Raw genomic sequence first — 18,171 nt, forward strand, 5'->3', positions numbered from 1 at the left:
AATAATATCATGGAAAGGCTTTAGAGCCTGCTGATGCAGCTTATATGTCCTTCATTGTAAGGGAAATCCTCTTTCTTTCGGCATCTACTTCCAAAACTTTAACCTTTACAATATCTCCAACCTTTACGACATCCAGCGGGTGCTTTACAAATCTGTCTGCAAGCTGAGAAATATGTACGAGCCCATCCTGGTGAACGCCTATGTCCACAAAAGCTCCAAAATCCGCGACATTCCTCACTGTCCCATTTAAAATCATTCCGGGTTTAAGATCGGATAGCTCAATCACTCCTGTCATAAATATAGGTTTTGGCAAGCCTTCTCTCGGGTCCCTCCCCGGCTTTTTAATCTCCTCTATGATATCCTTGAGCGTGGGAACACCTGTATTTATTTCACCGGCAAGCTTGTCAATACCTATCAAGCCTACGTATGAGTCTATCATCTGCAAATTTCTATTCCTGACATCATCCTTTGTAAAACCCAATCTCAATAAAAACTTTTCGGCGGCGCCATACGATTCAGGATGTACGGCCGTATTGTCAAAAACATTTTTGCTTTCCGGAACTCTTAAGAAGCCCGAGCATTGTGTAAATACTTTTTCTCCAAGCCTCTTTACGTTTATTATTTCTTCCCTGCTTTTAAATTTGCCGTTTTGCTCCCTGTATTCCACTATATTCCTGGCGATAACGCTGTTTATACCGGATACATATTGAAGAAGCGACGCCGATGCGGTATTGAGGTCTACTCCGACATTGTTGACTGCATCTTCCACAACTCCCCTCAGGGAATCATCCAGCCTTTTGGGAGCAACATCATGCTGGTACTGCCCTACGCCGATGGATTTAGGATCTATCTTTACAAGCTCGGAAAGAGGATCCTGAAGCCTCCTCGCTATGGATATCGCACCTCTTAATGATACGTTGACATCGGGATATTCCTTTGATGCAAGCTCCGACGCCGAATAAACCGACGCCCCTGCTTCGCTTACTATGCAATAGCATACCTTTTTCCCCAATTCGGATATCAGAGCGGATATCATCTGTTCTGATTCCCTTGAAGCAGTCCCGTTTCCAAGAGATATTATGTCCACATTATATTTTTCAATAAGTTCCCTAAGCTTCTTTTTAGCTCCCTCGACATCATTCTGAGGAGCAGTCGAATACACCGTCGCAGTGTCTAAAAGTTTACCCGTATCATCCACCACGGCCACCTTGCATCCGGTCCTGAATCCAGGGTCAAAACCCATCACCACTTTCCCTTTTATAGGCGGCTGCATCAGCAGGCTGTGAAGGTTGGCAGCAAAAATTTTTATGGCCTGTTCTTCACCCTTGTCTGTCAGTTCCGCTCTTATTTCCCTTTCTATGGAAGGTGCAATAAGCCTTTTATAGGCATCATCGCAGGCAAGTTTTACATATTTTGTGGTTAACGATTCCGTCTTGCTTAAAATCTGTCCATAAAGCTTTTGCATTATCGCATCTACCGGAGCATCTATTTTGACTGATAAAAATTTTTCTTTTTCACCCCTGTTTATCGCAAGAATTCTATGGGGAGCAATCCTTTTTACCGGCTCATCAAATTTATAATACATTTCATACGGAGATTTTTCGTTTGTCTTCAATCCCTTCGATACTAACGTGCCGTCCCTGTATGTAATGTCCCTTATATATTTTCTGTATTCCGCATTATCGGATATCATTTCAGCTATTATGTCTTCCGCGCCCTGCAGGGCTTCATCCATCGTATGTATGCCTTTCTCTTCGCTGATATATGGCGATGCAATATCTTCTATTCCGCCTTCAAATACATTTTGAAGCAGAAGAATATTCGCCAGCGGTTCCAATCCTTTTTCTTTGGCAATAGTTGCCCTCGTCCTTTTTTTCGCCTTATAAGGCCTGTATAAATCCTCGACTTCTGTAAGTATTTCAGCTGATTCAATCTTCTTTTTCAGGTCATCCGTAAGCTTCCCCTGCTCATCTACAAGCCTGATTACTTCCTGCTTTCTGCTTTCCAAATTTCTGAGGTATGAAAGCCTTTCTCCAAGCTTCCTCAAAACGATGTCGTCGAGTCCGCCTGTTCTTTCCTTCCTGTACCTTGCGATAAACGGTATCGTATTTCCCTCGTCTATCAGCGCAACAGTATTCTGAACCTGTTTTTCATTTATATTAAGCTCTTTTGCAAGCTGCTTAATGATGCTTTCCATTGGATTTTCCCCCCGTAGTACTTTTTGTATTTTCATCTTCGAGCAATATTATGCAATGCCCCTGGGTGCAATAGACGCCTGCCTGCTTGAACTGCGTAAACTTAAGCTCAGGCAATCCCAATTCGACATTCGGTATGTTTACGATCCCGATGTCGCTTTTGCATACGGGGCATCTGGCATATTTGCCGCTGAATTCCTTGTCGATGACTTCCACAAGCTCATCTATATTTTTCACATATCTTATCATATATTCACCTGCTCATGCGCCATTCTTCATATAATTTTGGTACACTCATTTGTAAAAAGATGTATATTTTATATTAGAAGACATTATTTAAAAATAACATATTTTATTACTGCCGGTATTTCACGCAAAAATCCGAAAATCTCCCGGCCGTAATAATCGCGGACAAATACGCCGGAATAACTTGCTCTTATTTTTTTGTCTGCAGCCATAATGGACGCCCTTTTAAGATGGTATTTATTGGATACGATAACGGCGGTTTTTAAATTGTATTCATCCATTTTTTGCTTTGAAAATTTTATATTCTGGACTGTGGAAATCGAATCGTCTTCAATTATTATTTTTGATTCATCTATCCCCCTGCTCAAAAGATACCTTTTCATGGCTTCAGCTTCCGTTATAAGCTCGCCATTGCCTCTGCCGCCCGAAACGATTATATATTGTCCAAATCCCTGACTGTACAAACGTACCCCCTCGTCAAGCCTTGCATTTAAAAATGGGCTTGGCAGCGTACCGTAAACCCTGCACCCGAGTATGATTATGCAATCGGATCTGACTGCCCTGGCCTTAACTCCGAAGCTGTATATTTTTATACCTGTAAATATGGCTACAGCTACAAAAAAAGACAATATATATAACAGGGCACATATAATTTTTTTCATAAATAACCCACCTTAAAGGAGGGGTGTATATTTCTAAAATAATTTATATGCACCCCTCCAGCAGACTTTAAAATAATTATACCTTAAAAAGGCTATTTATAAAACTTTTTTATCGCATTACAAACAAAATCCACTTCATCCTCCGTTATTTCAGGATAAATTGGCAGAGCAATTATCTCCTTTGATACCCTTTCCGCAACAGGAAAATCCCCTTCCCTATATCCCAAGTAGCTGAAACATTTTTGCATATGAAGGGGCATAGGGTAATATATGCTATAACCTATCTCATTTGACTTAAGGTAGGATGCAAGCTCATCCCTTTTTTGTGCCAGTATATTATAAACATAATAGACAGCCCGCTGCTCGCCTTTGACCCTTGGTATCTTTACATACGGGCAGTCCGACAATCTTTCAGTATACCATTTTGAAACCGTATTCCTCTTTTTTATGGCTTCATCTATATATTTTATCTTTACAAGCAATATGGCAGCCTGAAGCGTATCCAGCCTTGAATTATATCCTATATGGTCATAATGATATTTTTTGCTTGCCCCATGGACTCTATAGCTTCTTGCAAGATTTGCCAGCTCTTCATCATTTGTAACTATCATCCCGCCATCGCCATAGCATCCTAACGTCTTGGTCGGGAAAAACGAAAATATGCCAAAGTCGCCGATCGTCCCCGAATGCCTGTATTCGCCGTTTTTACCTTTCCACTTCATTCCAAAGGCTTCGGCGGCATCCTCAAGTACCCGCAGATTATATTTTTGTGCTATGGCTGAGATCTTATCCATATCCGCCATCTGGCAAAAAAGATGTATCGGAATTATTCCTGCAGTATTTTTATTCACTTTTTCCTCGATTTTATTAGCATCTATATCGAATGTATCCTCATCGATGTCTACAAATACAGGTTTGCCTCCGTTTCTTGCAACGCAAGAGCTGGATGCGAGGAACGTAAATGGAGAAGTTATAACCTCCTTACCGTCCTTGAAATCCAGTATATCCGAGGCAATTACAAGAGCATCGCTGCCCGAGGCTACACCTACTGCATATTTTGCTCCTGTATACCTGCAGACGGCGGACTCAAATTCGGATACTTCCTTCCCGAGTATAAACGCCCCGCTATTTATTACGCTGTGCATCGCATCGTCAAATTCCTGTTTTTTCTCATTATACTCCCTTGTAGGAGTGAAAAATTTTACCTTCAAATCCACACCATCCTTTCAGAGTTATTTCAAAAGCTTTTCGGCGCACTTTATAAGCTCCGTAACGACATATTCCGCATTTTCAAGGGATAGAGTCGAATAAAGCGGAAGCGTTATTTCATTTTCATACTGCTTGAAGGCATTCGGATAATCATCTATGGAATATCCCATGCCTTTATAGAATGTGAACATGGGAAGCGGTACAAAATGAACATTTGTAGCAATCCCCATATCTGCAAGCATTTGAATAAGTTTATTCCTTTTATCTTCGTTAAATCCCCTTATTCTCAAAGGATACAGATGGTAGCTTGTAACCGTGCCCCTGTCATCTTTTTCAAACGGCAGTATTGCCCAATCCTTATCTGACAAATGCTCCGAGTACAATTTGAATATCTGCTCCCTCTTTTTGAGCATGGATCCATATCTTTCAAGCTGGGCGATACCTATCGCCGCCATTATATCGGTCATATTGCATTTATATCCGTCGGTAACAATATCATACCTCCATGCGCCGGCCTTCATTTTCGAAAATGCGTCTTTCGTCTGCCCATGAAGCGAATTCAATTTGAATTCCCTTCGCAAATCATTAAAACCTCTGAAATTATTATTGTTGTATGTTATGGCTCCGCCTTCGGCAGTAGTCAGGTTCTTAATGGCATGGAACGAAAACACGTGGAAGTCAAACTGACCTCCCACTCTCTTTCCCTTGTATTTCGCCCCGAATGAATGAGCTGAATCAGACATAAGTATTATATCTTCCCTGCCCTTTGCCTTAATAACTTCCCTGACGGAATCATAATCGACGGGAACCCCTGCAAAATCCACTGTCGTAATAACCTTGGTCTTGGGAGAAATTGCATCGTATAGTTTTTGCTCATCGATAAGAAAGCTGCCTTTTTTTACATCCACAAATACGAGCTTCGCCCCTCTGTGAGTTGCCGAACTTGCCGTCGCAGTATACGTATAGGCAGGAGTTATTACCTCATCTCCCTCCTTAACGCCCATTATCCTTAAAACAAGTTCAAGGCCCGCCGTACAGCTCGAAACGGTAACAGCTTCATTCACACCGCAGTACTGCTTGATTTTCTCCTCAAACTCGGCATTTTTGGGACCCGTTGTAATCCAGCCCGACTTTAAAACTTCCACGACAGCATTTATTTCCTTCTCCGTTATATCCGGAGGTGAAAACGGTATATTATTTGGTTTCATATTGAACCACCTTTCGTCTGATTAATATATTTTCTTGCATGGAAGAACCCTGTATCCTTTGTTATATGGATTCCTCCTGTTCTTTTTATTTCATTTGCTAAAAAATCATATAGATTTTTCAGTTTCTCTCCTGTAAGTATCCGCCTTATTCTTCCCGATATAGAAAAAATATAGTCGATGATCGGTCCCGGTTCGCCTACGATAAGGCTGTCTTCATATCTTTTCAGCTCTGCATCCTTAAAAAACTTATTTATCATTTCCATGCCGTTTTCCAGCTGGAACCTTTCGGTATGTTCGAAACTTTTGAGAACTTTTATATCAGGTACGAGCGTTTCCGCTATGTCCTTCATTTCTTTCATATGGTTTTTCCCCACCGTCGACGCAAAAAAATTCCCTTCATTTTTGAGAACCCTGTAAATCTCCGATAAGGCCCTGTCGATATCATGCACATGATACAGCATGTGGTTTGCTATTACAACATCGAAACTCTCATCGGCATATGGTATCGACTGTGCATCCACCACATTGAAATTGAAGTCCGGCGAGTTTCCCTTCAGTGCTTTTTGCGCATCCTTCAGCATGCCGCGGGAAAAATCGGTAAGTGTTATATCCCATCCTTCCGGTATCCTGTCGATGTTTTTAACCCATAAACTTGCATCGCCGCATCCGAGTTCGAGTATGCGTGCATCTTCCGGTATATCCATCTGTTCGAAAAACCATCTCATCCAGCCGTATTTATTGGTGCTGTACAGCTCGTGGATCCTTATCCTCGCCCTCAGGTTCGAAGCATTCTGGTACTGCTCCATCCAGTTTTTATCGCTGTTTATCACGTTTATAATGTTTATGAACTTTTCCCAGTTTAAAATGTTATCTTTATCCAACATGTTCAATGTCTCATCGATAGCACTTTTAACCATATGCATATGGTATATTTTCTTATCTATTATATCCCTTTGTATCTCAAGAGACTTTTTAAAATCGTTATCGTTCAAATCATACTTGAGGACATTTGAAATATCATCTAAAGACAAACCGATAAACTTGAGAGTCAATATCTTCTGGAGCCTTGCAAAATCCTGTATGTTATATAATCTCCGGTTTGAACCGCTGCGATAGCTGGGCTTTAAGAGCCCGATCTTATCATAAAACCTTATGGTCCTCTGGGTTACGCCCGATTTTTTTGCAAATTGCCCTATCGTAAACATCGTGCCATTTTTTTCTTCCAAACCGACCACCCCTACATATTGTATTTTAACACTTAACGTTACGTCAAATGCAATATTTTTTTGAAACTTCAATTACCAAAAGTATATATAGATATCAAAATAGGGTATACATTTTTATATTTGAAAATATTATGGAAAAAGCATCACAGCTAACAGCAGCAATAATATTCCTCAAATAATTTATATATACCCCTCAAAAATAATGGCCGTATTCCTATTAATTTTCTATTATATCAAGTTTTCCAAAAGCAACGTCTGCCTTGATAGTAATGTATGGTTCGTTCTCCTTGTACGCTTTTGTTTTATAAACATACTCTCCAAAGCTTAAATTAGTACCATCCGGAAAATGTATACCTGAAAAAGCGACACTTGCTTTTATAACGATCGGCGTGTCGGCACTGATCTTCATTGTACTGCTTCCAAATACGGTGTTATATTCAATCGTTTTATAATCATCAAATTTTACATCGCGAAGATCAATCGTACTGTTACTGAATATGGTATTGTATTCCTTTTGGACATTTGAGCTTTTTATGTCGGTGTTGCCAAAAATAACATTACTCTTGCCGCCTACGCTGAAACCCCCGACTATTAAAGATAATCCCCAGTAAACCAGCACGAAGCCGAATGCAATCCTCATAATAGGTATGTTTATATGCATGGTATGTCTTATAATAAATGCAATCCCTACGACTATGAACAGCAATCCCCAGAAATAAGTATCAAATGGTCTCATCAATTCACCTCCCTCGGATATGACTTTTTATTGGATGTTACTTTAATTTATTCTATATATTTATTATTTCTCCTGCATGTAAAAAAAATCCCGTGATTATTATTAATCCGGGATTTCCATATTTATATTTTACTATTCTTCACTCTATATTCTTTTCTTCATTCGATGTAGTCTGCCATTTTAAATAAGCATTTATAAACTCATCTATTTGCCCGTCCATAACAGCATTTACATTCCCTGTTTCATAGCCGGTCCTGTGATCCTTTACAAGTGAATAAGGCTGGAATATATACGACCGTATCTGACTTCCCCAACCTATCTCCTTTAATTCACCCGCAAGGTCTTCTATTTTTTCCTTATGCTCCTGCTCCTTAAGCTGTATAAGCTTTGATTTCAGCATCTTCATGGCCGTTTCCCTGTTTGCATGCTGGCTCCTCTCATTCTGGCATGTGACAACAATCCCTGTAGGCAAATGCGTTATCCTTATGGCAGATTCAGTCTTATTCACATACTGGCCTCCTGCGCCGCTGGACCTGTATGTGTCCACCCGCAAATCTTCAGGCCGTATTTCAACATCCTGCTCAGGTCTGAGCTCCGGAAGCACTTCACACGATGCAAAAGACGTATGCCTTTTGCCTGCCGCATCAAAAGGCGACAACCTTACCAGCCTGTGGACTCCCTTTTCGGATTTAAGATATCCATAGGCATTTTCCCCTTTTACCATAAGGGTTACGCTTTTAATACCTGCTTCCTCGCCTTCCAGATAGTCAAGAGTTTCCACCTTGAAGCCCTTTTTCTCAGCCCATCTTGTATACATCCTCAAAAGCATGGATACCCAATCCTGCGCTTCGGTACCACCTGCACCGGCATGAAGGGTGAGTATCGCATTGTTTTTGTCATAATCGCCTGAAAGCAGAGTCTCTATCCTGAAATTCTCCAAATCGTCGATAAGGCTTTTATACTCCATATCTATTTCCGAAAGCAAGCTCTTGTCATCTTCACTTTCGCATATCTCCATCAATACTTTGAAGTCTTCAAATCTGCTTTCAAGGGACTTCATCCTCTCCAGCTTTGTTTTAAGTGATTTTGAAACCTGAAGTATGTTTTGAGCCCTTTCGATATCATTCCAGAAATCCGGCTCCGCCATTTTAAATTCATAGTCCTTTATCTGATCTTCAATTTTGGGGACGTCAAAGAGAAGCCCTCAATTCTTTTAGTGTATTTTCAATCGTTCCTGTTTCCATTTCATATTTTTCAAGTTCTACCACTGTCATCATCCTTTCAATCACACGACTTTTTACACTTTATTCGCCGCTATGCATTTCTTCCGCAGCAATATTTATATTTCTTGCCGCTACCGCATGGGCACGGGTCATTTCTCCCTATCTTCTTTGGTTTCACAATAGGTTTCCTTTTCTCAGTTTCACCATGGTTTGCCTCGATAGGCTCTGCAACCCTCTCACGTTCAGGAGCCCTTTCTATCCTCACATGGAACAATGTCTTAACGGTTTCCTCTTTTATATTATATATCATTTCGTCAAACATAGAGCTGGCCTCGAACTGATATTCCTGGACAGGGTCCCTCTGTCTGTAAGCACGAAGCCCTATTCCCTGTTTCAGCTGATCCATCGCATCTATATGATCCATCCATTTTGTATCTACGGAACGGAGGAGAACGACCCTTTCGATCTCTCTCATCTTCTCGCTTGTAAACTCCTCTTCTTTTTCATTATACAAACGAGCAGCAATTTCATACAGTTTGCTCTTTATGTCCTCTTTTGAAATACCCTTTAACTCTTCTTCGGACAAACTATCCTTCGGAAGAAAAATATCGTTGCAATACCTTAAAATTCCCTTGATGTCATAATCGTTATAGTCCTTGCCTCCTCCTGTATGAGCATCTACTATTGCAGATATGACATCCTGCATCATAAGGAGCATCTGCTCTTTAAGATCGGCACCCTCAAGCACCTGGCTCCTCTGGGCGTATATGACCTCCCTTTGCTGGTTCATTACATTGTCATATTGCAGAAGGCTTTTACGCGTATCCAGGTTATTGCCCTCAACCTTCTTTTGAGCATTTTCTATAGCACCTGAAAGCATCTTGTTTTCAATGGGCTGATCCTCTTCAAGGCCCAGCCTGTCGACTACGGCTTTTATTTTATCCGAGCCGAAGAGCCTCATCAAATCGTCTTCAAGGGATATATAAAATCTCGACTCACCCGGATCTCCCTGACGTCCGGAACGCCCACGCAGCTGATTGTCAATACGCCTTGCCTCATGCCTCTCGGTCCCTATTATCTTTAATCCTCCGAGTTCAACCACGCCTTCTCCGAGTTTGATATCTGTTCCACGGCCTGCCATGTTTGTAGCAATCGTGACCATGCCCTTTTCACCTGCATGGGAAATAATCTCAGCTTCTTTTTCATGATACTTGGCATTTAAAACCTGGTGAGGTATCCCCTTGTGCTTCAGCATGTCCGATAGAAGCTCCGATTTTTCTATGCTTATTGTTCCGACAAGCACAGGCTGCCCTTTTTCATGGGTCTTTACAATATCGTCGACTATCGCCTTGAACTTGCCCTTCTCTGTCTTGTAAACCATATCCGGATAATCTTTTCTTATCATAGGTTTATTCGTCGGGACCACAATAACATCGAGGCCATATATGGTCCTGAATTCTTCCTCTTCCGTTAAAGCCGTACCTGTCATGCCTGAAAGTTTCTTATACATTCTGAAATAATTCTGGAATGTAATCGTCGCAAGCGTTTTTGATTCTCTTTCAACCCTTACATGCTCTTTTGCCTCAATTGCCTGATGAAGCCCATCGCTATATCTTCTTCCGAACATCAGCCTTCCTGTAAACTCGTCGACTATTATTACCTCTCCGTTTTTTACAACGTAGTCGATATCGCGCTTCATGAGATTGTGGGCTTTCAGCGCCTGTATAACATTGTGCTGTATCTCCATATTTTCAGCATCGGCATAATTCTCCAGATTGAAAAACCTTTCAGCCTTCTTTACACCGCTGTCTGTAAGGGAAACGGCATTTGACTTCTCATCTATCTCAAAATCGTCTTTATTCTTAAGAGTCATTACAAATGAATCTGCCAATTTGTAAAGCTCCGTCGATTTTTCACCAACGCCTGAAATAATAAGAGGGGTCCTGGCTTCATCGATGAGTATGGAGTCAACTTCATCAACTATTGCAAAGTTTAATTCTCTCTGAACCATTTCCTTCTTAAAAATTACCATGTTATCCCTTAAATAGTCAAACCCGAATTCGTTGTTCGTACCATATGTTATATCCGAATCGTATGCCTTTTTTCTATCCTCCGGAGTCATATCGTGCACGATGCATCCAACCGTAAGCCCCAAAAATTTATAAATCTGCCCCATCCATTCGCTATCACGCTTTGCAAGGTAGTCGTTTACGGTTACTATATGGACGCCTTTGCCTTCAAGAGCATTCAAATATGCTGGAAGCGTGGCGGCAAGCGTTTTGCCTTCACCTGTTTTCATTTCGGCAATACGGCCCTGGTGAAGCACTATGCCCCCCAACAGCTGAACACGGAAATGAGTTTGGCCGAGAGTCCTCGTGGCAGCTTCCCTCACGACAGCAAAAGACTCAGGAAGAATGTCATCAAGAGTTTCCCCATTGTCCAGCCTTTGCCTGAATGTATCCGTCATTCCCCTCAATTCCTCATCGCTCATTCCAGCAAAATGATCCTTTAAATCATCTATTCTATTTACAATAGGAATAATTCTCTTTATTTCCTTCTGGCTGTAATTTCCAAATATCTTCTCAAGTATATTAGCCATTTTATCACCTCTTATTTATTGGTAAACCAAAAAATGCAGACATTAATTCTATCTTATCACTAATAAATTATAACATTGATATTTTTTTTTATCAATGCAACCCCTGTAGAAATCCTGTATATCAATATTATTTGAAAATATTATTCCTGATATTTAAAAAGCCCAACTCTCGTTGGGCTGCTTCCTTTAAAATTCCGGCTCTATAAGTCCGTATCTGCCGTCTTTTCTTTTATAGACCACATTTACCTCTTCAGTTTCAGCATTTAAAAATACGAAGAAGCTATGGCCTAAAAGATCCATCTGCAGAATTGCCTCATCTACAGGCATAGGCTTTATTGCAAATTTTTTAGTCTTTACAACTTCCGAAGCGTAATCCTCTTCTTTTTCCGTATCATGTTCATCAGTTATTTTAAATGAATTCGCTCTGAGTTTCCTTTCAAGTCTCTTTTTATGTTTGGTTATCTGTCTGTCGAGTTTATCAACGACCTTATCTATAGAGGCATACATATCATCGGTGGATTCTTCTCCTCTTAAGATAACGCCATCAAAAGGGATGGTAACCTCAATTATATGACTATTTTTCTGGACGCTCATAGTAACCTGAGCCTCCACCTGCGGTTTAAAATACTTGTCTAATTTTCCTATCTTTTTGATAACAGTATTCTTTAATGCATCTGTCACATTGAAGTTTTTACCGATAACTGTAATCTTCATAAAATCCAACCCCTTTCTTATTGTTTCATTACTTTGATTATTATTATATATTTTATATGATTTTGTTAAATATGTCTATACCCATGCGCAGACAGAATATATCAAAATTGTTTGAAATAATATTTTTCAAACATAAAATATACATTCCCGGTATCCGAATGTTCGCCTGTGGATATGTTATTATTCATTCTGTGGATAATGTGGATATATCTGTGCATAACTTGTTTTCCCTGCCCTTGCGCTGTGAATTATATGTGAATTTTGTGTTATCATTTTTACATATGAGAACACAAAACTCTATGCACCATTATCCACATAATGAATATATAAATAAAATCGACAAAACTTCCCATAATCAAACATTATTTCTGCATATTTTATATAATATCTTTTTTATACTGTCACAGGACAGATGATAGCATTCCATCAATTTTTCTATGCTGACACCTTTTTTATACATCAAATAAATCTCATGGTTTCGCTCGTCCATGATAAATCTTGTCCCGTTGAGTTCCCCCCATGCCGCTCTGTTTTCAGAACTCCTGGGGATATATATCAATTCCCCCTGCACATATTTTTGAAGTTCGGCTAAAAGATCAGGCGGGAGAATATCCCTTCCATTTTTGTAACCCACTAATGAAAACCTCCTTATTTAATAGATCGTTATTTGAAAAATTACCGAAAGCTTCCATTGTTTTCACCTCCTTAAAAATGAATACAAAAATCCCGTGGACTAATAGCCATCCACGGGATAATCCGCAAAAATACAAAAGCACGGGATAACCACCGTGCTTTAATAAACTTGACTCTAAAACTAACAATTAAAGGTACGCCCTATATTTAATCATTCAAGTGATGGTTATTGAAAAATGTCGGAAGGCAACACAAAGAAACCTGATATACAGGCTTGAATCAAACCCTCCAACCGATATTATATTATAACTCCAACACCTCATCTAAAACAATCGATACTAATTCCATAATTCAACACCCCTTTCACAATGAATGGAAATAATTTCATTTATATTATATAGTAGACTGCATATAAAATCAATATTAAGATAGGGAAGGCAAAGGCCTTCCCTGCTTCTCCATTATCAGGCGGAGAACCACCTATCCTTTGAAATCATCTTTTAAGACCATCTCCTCTCGATAAGGATTCGCCAATAGAATGCATTCAATCTTGACTGACTATATTATCCTATATATTAAACACCGTTACAAGAGAAAGAATTTCTATAATAATTTTTTACACCGCATATGCAAAAATCTCCTGCATCATACATCCTTCAACAGATGTGACAACCTGCGGCGATGATAGATGTATAACTTGTGCAGGGGCCTTGTCATTGCCACATACAAAAGCTTGGCATCCAGCTCATTTTCTTTATAAACATCATCGTCTGCGTTTACAATCATTACGGCATCGAACTCCAGACCCTTTGAAAGGTATGACGGGACGATTACAAACCCTCCCTTGTATTGCTTTTCAGTACCTTTTATGATATACGGACCATCTTTAATCTTTTTTAAAAGTCCGAATATGTCCTCGCATTCATTCATAGTCTTGCATATTACAGCAATGGACTTATAATTATCTTCCCTTAAACTTTTAACCTTCGATTCTATATCCAAAGCAGTTTCTTCAACTGTTTCCCTTTTAATAATCCCGACTTTTTCTCCATGCCTTATTACAGGCCTTCCGGGAGGGAGATTTTTATCCTTGATGCGGCTTAACACCTTATTTGCAGCATCCATGATTTCGACTGTCGTCCTGTAACTCTGCTCCAGGTTCAAAAGCTGGCATTCTCTGTTTTCAAATGCATACTTGATAACATCATTCCAGTCCTTCACACCGCGGTAGCTGTGTATTCCCTGGCATAAATCACCGAGGATAGTAAAGGAGCTGTCCTTTATTATATTTCTTATTACATAGAACTGAAATACGCTGAAATCCTGCGCCTCATCCACCACTATATGCTTGACAGGAATTTTTTCGTCCATGCCATATATCCTGAATTTAATATATATTATAGGCGCAAGATCCTCGATTTCGATTGAGCCGGATCTTATTATATCTTCGCTGTACTTTCTTATCGGTTCTATATATTTTTCATCCACCCATTTTGAGCACAACCTGCCGAAAAGCTCCCCGTCCGTTATGAAACTCTTATAATATTTGAATGGATTTGCTTTCGATATACCGGCTATATATTCCTTAACGGCTTTTTTTGATATGGTCTCCAGATTTTTTATGGATTCATTCTTATAATCTATCGCATTTACAATGAGTTCATGCCTTTCCGCACAGTCCTCCATCGTGAATTTAAGGTTTTCGACTATAAAATCGCACTGATCCTGAAATTTTTGAACAAGCGAATCTTTTTTCCGTTTCAATGCATTGGTAAGGTGCTTTTTAATCTCTTTGACCCTCTTCATAAAGGGTTCATGCTTGTAATCCACCAAAAACAATCTGTTTATTTCTTCATATTTGAATATGACATTCTGCAATATCTTAAAATCCTCATGGGGTATAAAATCCTTCTCAATTATGGAAAGGTAATCATCAAGTATGTTTTTAAAAACTATGGAAGACTTAAGCTCCGAATCCTTCTTGATTATTTCATTATATTCCCTGTCTTTCCCATTCACAAATAATACAAGCTTTTCATTGCTGTCCCTTATTTTAAACTTGCCGCCTATAAGCTCCATGGCAAAGTCCTGAAATGTCGTCTGCTTTACCTTTTCAACGCCGAGCTCGGGAAGCACGCCGGATATATAGTTTAAAAACAATCTGTTCGGAGCTATTATCATGAAATTTTCAGGATTAAACCTTTTTTCGTAAGTATATATAAGATATGCAATACGGTGAAGGGCTATCGTAGTCTTGCCGCTGCCTGCAGCACCCTGTACGATCAGAGGTTTCCACATGTCCGCCCTGATTATCCTGTTCTGCTCCACCTGAATTGTCGATACAATATCCTTGAGGCGATTGTCGGCATTTGCTCCGAGGTAGGTTTGCAGAAATTCATCATTAGTCGTTATATCTATATCAAATATCTCATTTAGCCTGCCTTCATCAATAGAAAATTGCCTCTTTAAGGAAAGCCGCCCCTTTATCTTTCCGTCAGGGCAGGTGTACGCCGCCTCGCCCAGCCTTGCCTCATAATAAAGATTTGCAACAGGTGCGCGCCAGTCGACGATGATAAGCTCCTGATCTTCATCGCGAATAAGCACCATCTTGCCTATATATAATTTCTCGGGAACATCCTTTCCGTCTTCTTTAAAGTCTATTCTCGCAAAATAAGGCCTCTTTCCGGCCATCTTTAAATTTTTAATCCTCAGATTGATTCTATCCTGAAGCATTGTATTGACCATAAGGCCTATATAACTTTCGCTGTCCGCAGAATCAAAGTGCCTTCTTCTTTTCGCAACATCCTCATCCATGTGCAGCTTTTCCTCTGCTGACGCATCAAGGCTCTTTTCCACATAATGCAGTGTATACTTTAACCTTTCAAGTTCCTCTTTATAGTCCGGATGCTTTGCCGCAGGCAATACATACACCTCCTGTTTATTTAGTTTCCCATCTGAACCTCGTCATGCCTGAAGCAATCTAAAACGTGGTCGTTTACCAAACCTGCCGATTGCATATATGCATAACATATTGTTGAGCCGACAAATCTAAAGCCTCTTTTTTTAAGCTCCATGCTCATCTTATCAGATTCATCACTTTTTGCGGGTACTTCGCTCAAATCCCTGAAATTATTCTGTTTCTGTTTTCCAGAGACGAACCTCCATATAAATTTATCAAAACTTCCAAACTCCTGCTGTATTTTAATAAATGCCTTTGCATTTGCGACTGCTGCTTCAATTTTTCTCCTGTTTCTTATAATCCCTCTATCCGATAAAAGATCATTTATCTTATCCTGATTATATCTTGCGACTTTCTCTAGATCAAAATTATCAAATGCCCTCCTATAATTCTCTCTCCTTTTGAGTATGGTAATCCAGCTTAGTCCTGCCTGCGCTCCTTCAAGTATAATAAGCTCAAAATGTTTTATATCATCGTGGACAGGTACTCCCCATTCCTTATCGTGGTATTCGATATATATCGGGTCATCTCCTGCCCATTTGCACCTTGCTTTCAATTTTCAACCTCCGGTATTTTAAACATGTACATATCTTATATTCTTCAAATAATATATACACAAATTTTAAACTTCGCTGTTTTCAAGTTCCCGTCTCAAAAAGTCAAGCACGTTCATGACAGCCCGGTTTCTTATATTCTGCCTGTTTCCGGCTATGTTCATTTTCTCCACCTTAACAACACCCTTAAAATACATGCCTGCATATACAAGCCCAACAGGTTTTTCAAAAGTTCCGCCTCCAGGCCCTGCAATGCCGGTAGTCGAAAGCCCTATATCTGTATTGGCTGTTCTTGCGATACCTTCCGCCATCTCACGGGCTGTTTCGGCACTTACCGCTCCATATTTTTTCAGCGTTTTTGCGCTGACTCCAAGCCTTCTCATCTTTGCATCGTTGCTGTACGTCACGGCACCTTCCATAAAGACATCCGATATCCCCGGATAATTTATAAGCCTCGATGCAAGCATTCCGCCTGTACAGGACTCCGCTACAGCTATCGTAAGCTTTCTATCGATCAGCATTTTTGCGACGACATCCCAAATCGGTGCATCTCCAGTTCCATATATATTATCCTTGAGCCTTTCCCTTATCTGCTTTTCGACAGGGGCTATAAGGCCCAATGCTTCGTTTTTGTCCCTGGCTTTGGCCGTTATGCGAAGTATGGCCTCCCCGTCCTTTGCATAAGGCGCAATCGTCGGATTTGTCTGGAAATCCATCAAATCCTTTATACTATCCTCCATATTGCTCTCGCCAACCCCCAGCACTCTTAAGACCTTTGAAACAAGCACCCCGTCTTGGTATTTTGAAAGATACGGCATTACTTCATCTTCAAACATGGGCGCCATTTCCTTGGGAGGACCCGGCAGCATTATAAATATCTTATTATTTCCCTCGATAGCGCATCCCGGAGCAGTGCCGTTTGCGTTCGGAAATATTACGCATCCTTCCGGAAGGTATGCCTGTTTTCTGTTGTTATCGGTCATCTTTCTGTTCATATTCTTAAAATGCTTTTCGATCTTTTTAAGGGATTCTTCATGCAGGACCAATTTCCTGTTGAAAAATTTTGCTCCTATCTCTTTTGTGATATCATCTTTGGTAGGTCCGAGCCCTCCTGTGGCTATCACTATATCCGCTCTCTCAAACGCAATGTCAAGAGCATCCGAGAGCCTCTTCGGATTATCACCGACTACTGTCTGATAATATACAAAAACTCCATTATCTGCAAGCCTTCTTGCTATGTACTGCGCATTGGTGTTTACAATATCCCCCAGCAGGAGCTCCGTACCAACTGATAATATTTCAGCTCTCATTTATCTTTCCCTCCTTTGTTTATTTAACTTCACCTTACAAATCACTTTTACTCATCTTTAAATGTATGCCTGTATTTTTCCATGACTTCACAAAAAATATCGCCGTTTGAAGGCGGTGTATATGTTATCGCATTGGCCCCCGCCCTTATCGTCTCAAGTATGGTATTTTCATCCGGCCCTCCTGTTGCCATAATCGGCAAATCGGGGTATTCCGACCTTATCTTCTTTACGATCCCTGCAGTATTTTTACCGCCTGATACGTTGAATATCGTGGCTCCTGATTCAATCCTCGCCTTAAAGTCTTCCTTTTCGGATACAACAGTCAGGACGACAGGTATATCGATAGTGTCCCTTACCTCTCTCAATACCTCATTTGACGTAGGTGCGTTCAGAACCACGCCTATCGCGCCCTGAAACTCGGCATCGAGCGCAAGGTTCACTACCCTTTTGCCCATGGTCAGCCCGCCTCCCACACCGCTGAACACCGGCACATCCGATGCCATTATGAGAGCATGGGTGATAATGGGCTGCGGTGTAAAAGGATATACGGCAATAACGGCGTCTGCGTTAATATTTCTAATAATGGCTACATCTGTAGAAAACACTATCGATTTTATACGCTTCCCAAATATTTTTATGCCGCTTGCCTCCCTTATGCACGACGGCATTTCTATCATATGGCTTCTCAATGTTCCCT

Annotated in this window: 15 protein-coding genes; all 15 read right to left on the reverse strand. The window is 40.4% G+C overall.

What is annotated here, in order from left to right; genetic code table 11:
- Positions 1–40: 40 nt before the first annotated feature.
- The 15 genes from QME45_03695 to QME45_03765 all read right to left on the reverse strand — a co-directional run bounded on the left by QME45_03695 (position 41) and on the right by QME45_03765 (position 18,151).
- Positions 41–2,197: a Tex family protein gene (locus tag QME45_03695; GenBank protein MDI6617767.1), complete on the reverse strand. Its 2,157-nt coding sequence runs from the start codon at positions 2,195–2,197 to the stop codon at positions 41–43.
- The gene (locus QME45_03700; GenBank protein ID MDI6617768.1) at positions 2,181–2,444 is read right to left on the reverse strand and encodes a hypothetical protein; all 264 of its coding nucleotides are present in this window, start codon (positions 2,442–2,444) and stop codon (positions 2,181–2,183) included. The genes QME45_03695 and QME45_03700 overlap by 17 nt, the downstream gene beginning before the upstream one ends.
- Positions 2,445–2,527: 83 nt before the next feature.
- Positions 2,528–3,103, reverse strand: a complete 576-nt coding sequence (locus QME45_03705) for a YdcF family protein (protein ID MDI6617769.1) — start codon at positions 3,101–3,103, stop codon at positions 2,528–2,530.
- Between the two features lie 92 nt (positions 3,104–3,195).
- The gene (locus tag QME45_03710; GenBank protein MDI6617770.1) at positions 3,196–4,314 is read right to left on the reverse strand and encodes a DegT/DnrJ/EryC1/StrS family aminotransferase; all 1,119 of its coding nucleotides are present in this window, start codon (positions 4,312–4,314) and stop codon (positions 3,196–3,198) included.
- 21 nt (positions 4,315–4,335) lie between these two features.
- Positions 4,336–5,520, reverse strand: coding sequence for a DegT/DnrJ/EryC1/StrS aminotransferase family protein (locus tag QME45_03715; protein ID MDI6617771.1), 1,185 nt, complete (start codon positions 5,518–5,520; stop codon positions 4,336–4,338).
- On the reverse strand, positions 5,517–6,746 hold the full coding sequence (locus QME45_03720) for a methyltransferase domain-containing protein (GenBank protein ID MDI6617772.1): 1,230 nt from the start codon (positions 6,744–6,746) through the stop codon (positions 5,517–5,519). The genes QME45_03715 and QME45_03720 overlap by 4 nt, the downstream gene beginning before the upstream one ends.
- 217 nt (positions 6,747–6,963) lie before the next feature.
- Positions 6,964–7,482 carry a LiaF-related protein gene (locus QME45_03725; GenBank protein MDI6617773.1) on the reverse strand — a complete coding sequence of 173 codons (519 nt, stop codon included), beginning with the start codon at positions 7,480–7,482 and terminating at the stop codon, positions 6,964–6,966.
- A gap of 139 nt (positions 7,483–7,621) precedes the next feature.
- Positions 7,622–8,759 (reverse strand): peptide chain release factor 2 gene (gene prfB / locus QME45_03730; protein ID MDI6617774.1). Its coding sequence is split into 2 segments (ribosomal slippage): positions 7,622–8,674 and positions 8,676–8,759, totalling 1,137 coding nucleotides; the frame shifts between segments, so codons are not numbered across the junction.
- Between the two features lie 37 nt (positions 8,760–8,796).
- Positions 8,797–11,304 (reverse strand): preprotein translocase subunit SecA, encoded by a 2,508-nt coding sequence (gene secA / locus QME45_03735; protein MDI6617775.1) that lies wholly within the window; start codon positions 11,302–11,304, stop codon positions 8,797–8,799.
- A gap of 186 nt (positions 11,305–11,490) precedes the next feature.
- A complete protein-coding gene (gene raiA, locus QME45_03740; GenBank protein ID MDI6617776.1) occupies positions 11,491–12,018 on the reverse strand; it encodes a ribosome-associated translation inhibitor RaiA in 528 nt (175 codons plus the stop codon).
- A gap of 355 nt (positions 12,019–12,373) precedes the next feature.
- A complete protein-coding gene (locus QME45_03745; protein MDI6617777.1) occupies positions 12,374–12,652 on the reverse strand; it encodes a CD3324 family protein in 279 nt (92 codons plus the stop codon).
- Positions 12,653–13,296: 644 nt separating this feature from the next.
- Positions 13,297–15,573: an RNA polymerase recycling motor HelD gene (helD, locus tag QME45_03750; protein ID MDI6617778.1), complete on the reverse strand. Its 2,277-nt coding sequence runs from the start codon at positions 15,571–15,573 to the stop codon at positions 13,297–13,299.
- A 20-nt stretch (positions 15,574–15,593) separates the two neighbouring features.
- Positions 15,594–16,166, reverse strand: coding sequence for a DNA-3-methyladenine glycosylase I (locus QME45_03755; GenBank protein MDI6617779.1), 573 nt, complete (start codon positions 16,164–16,166; stop codon positions 15,594–15,596).
- A gap of 66 nt (positions 16,167–16,232) precedes the next feature.
- On the reverse strand, positions 16,233–17,474 hold the full coding sequence (locus QME45_03760; GenBank protein ID MDI6617780.1) for a competence/damage-inducible protein A: 1,242 nt from the start codon (positions 17,472–17,474) through the stop codon (positions 16,233–16,235).
- Between the two features lie 47 nt (positions 17,475–17,521).
- Entirely contained in the window at positions 17,522–18,151 is a 630-nt protein-coding gene (locus QME45_03765) for a hydrolase (GenBank protein MDI6617781.1), read from the reverse strand.
- Positions 18,152–18,171: the final 20 nt, after the last annotated feature.

Source organism: Clostridiales bacterium (genome assembly GCA_030016385.1).
Classification (GTDB): Bacteria; Bacillota; Clostridia; order Clostridiales; family Oxobacteraceae; genus JASEJN01.

Excerpts from the sequence above, each read along its gene's own strand:
- QME45_03695 (MDI6617767.1), bottom strand. The coding sequence starts at position 2,197 with ATGGAAAGCATCATTAAGCAGCTTGCAAAAGAGCTTAATATAAATGAA.
- QME45_03700 (MDI6617768.1), bottom strand. The coding sequence starts at position 2,444 with ATGATAAGATATGTGAAAAATATAGATGAGCTTGTGGAAGTCATCGAC.
- QME45_03705 (MDI6617769.1), bottom strand. The coding sequence starts at position 3,103 with ATGAAAAAAATTATATGTGCCCTGTTATATATATTGTCTTTTTTTGTA.
- QME45_03715 (MDI6617771.1), bottom strand. The coding sequence starts at position 5,520 with ATGAAACCAAATAATATACCGTTTTCACCTCCGGATATAACGGAGAAG.
- QME45_03725 (MDI6617773.1), bottom strand. The coding sequence starts at position 7,482 with ATGAGACCATTTGATACTTATTTCTGGGGATTGCTGTTCATAGTCGTA.
- secA (MDI6617775.1), bottom strand. The coding sequence starts at position 11,304 with ATGGCTAATATACTTGAGAAGATATTTGGAAATTACAGCCAGAAGGAA.
- raiA (MDI6617776.1), bottom strand. The coding sequence starts at position 12,018 with ATGAAGATTACAGTTATCGGTAAAAACTTCAATGTGACAGATGCATTA.
- QME45_03760 (MDI6617780.1), bottom strand. The coding sequence starts at position 17,474 with ATGAGAGCTGAAATATTATCAGTTGGTACGGAGCTCCTGCTGGGGGAT.
- QME45_03765 (MDI6617781.1), bottom strand. The coding sequence starts at position 18,151 with ATGATAGAAATGCCGTCGTGCATAAGGGAGGCAAGCGGCATAAAAATA.